Source organism: Nonomuraea sp. NPDC050691 (assembly GCF_040654455.1).
GTDB lineage: Bacteria > Actinomycetota > Actinomycetes > Streptosporangiales > Streptosporangiaceae > Nonomuraea.
The window spans coordinates 1-1,402 of the sequence record NZ_JBFAIA010000371.1; the positions used below are offsets into that span (position 1 = coordinate 1).

At 71.7% G+C, this 1,402-nt stretch carries 1 protein-coding gene and 1 pseudogene; one reads left to right on the forward strand and one right to left on the reverse strand.

The features are described 5' to 3' along the window. Nucleotides 1–91: 91 nt before the first annotated feature. A complete protein-coding gene (locus tag AB0H81_RS44840; RefSeq protein ID WP_358388732.1) occupies nt 92–1,123 on the reverse strand; it encodes a hypothetical protein in 1,032 nt (343 codons plus the stop codon). Nucleotides 1,124–1,318: 195 nt separating this feature from the next. On the opposite strand from AB0H81_RS44840, the pseudogene AB0H81_RS44845 reads away from it, so the two are divergent. After that, a pseudogene (locus tag AB0H81_RS44845) lies at nt 1,319–1,402 on the forward strand (histidinol dehydrogenase); the annotation flags it as partial.

Sequence of the window (1,402 nt, forward strand, 5' to 3'; positions counted from 1 at the left end):
CGCAGCCATCTGGCACAACCGCGCCACCGCCCAGCCCATCACCCGATCCCTGATCGCCTACGACCACTGACCCGACTTAGGACTTACTCGTCTAGTAGACCGAGATGTGCGGATGGTCGTAGTGGTTGGCGGTGGTGCCGCCGCGGTCGGACATCGTCCGCCAGGTTCCGCTCCGGGCGTGCCAGATGCGCTGCCGGTAGATGATGTACATGATCCCCAGCCGCTTGGAGTTCTTGATGGCCCAAGCGGCGATCTCGTTGCCGCGCGCCACCTCGGCGGCCGTGGGCATGGAGCCGCCGCGGCTCAGCATGAAGTCGCACGCCCGGCCGAGCGGGTGCTCGCCGCCGTCCTGGATGGCCCGGTAGCAGCCGATGCCGAACGGCACGTCGAACCGCTCCTGGATGAGGGTCTTGACCAGGCGCATCCGGGGGGTGATGTGGTCGGCGCCCCCGGGGAGCTGCGGGACCCAGGTGCCGTCCGAGCGCCGCACGCCGGGCGCCTGGTAGAGCTGGTCGATCTTGTCCTTGATCCTGTCGATCTGCTTCACGGCCTTGTCCTTGCGCCCGGCGAGGTCCTCGACCTGGGTCGCCAGCTCGGCGGCGCGGGCGGCGGCCTCGGCCTGGGCGCGCGCGTGCTCGTCCCTGACCCGGGCGAACCCGCTCAGCCGGGCGTGCTGCCGGTCGGCGAGATGCTGGGTGAGAGCCAGCCTGCTCAGCAGCGTGTTCGGGTCCTCGGCGCCGGAGAGCAGCGCCTGGTCGGTGGACACGCCGCCGATGTACTGGGCGACGGCCATCGCGCGCAGCTCGGTCGACTCCCGGTCGTAGACCTCCTGGGAGGCGGCGAGCCGCTCCTTGGCCGCCTTCTCGGCCTTCTCCGCCTTCTCGCGGGCGATGCGGCCGTTGTAGTAGTCGGTGATGAGCCGGTCCGACTCCTTCTGGAGCGCGGCCAGCTCCTTCTTGAGCTGCTTGACCGTGGGTTTCGGCGCCGCCAGCGCGGGCCTGGGCTCCGCGCCCGTGATCACGGCACCGCCCAGGGGGCCCGTCAGGGCGAGGGCCAGCGCCAGGGGGAGGCGGAGGGGTCTGAGCGGGCCGCGCCGCCGGTCGGCGGGGGACGCAACCGCCACGCTTCTCCTTCGGCCGTGCCGCAGGGCAGCGCCGGGGGGATTCCGTGACGGTCCGGCGAACGCCCTCTTACAGAGGGTAGATAGTAGGGGATCACACCGCTTCGCCGGGAATCACCGTGTTTGCAAGGGGTGGCGCGGCGGGGGCGAGGGCGCCGGTTCCATCGGCGGGCCGGCCGTTCCAGATGGCGAGGGCCGGCGGCGTGCGAGCTGCTGGGCGTGGACGAGGTGTACGCGGTGGGCGGCGCCCAGGCGGTGGCCATGTTCGCCTACGGCACGGAG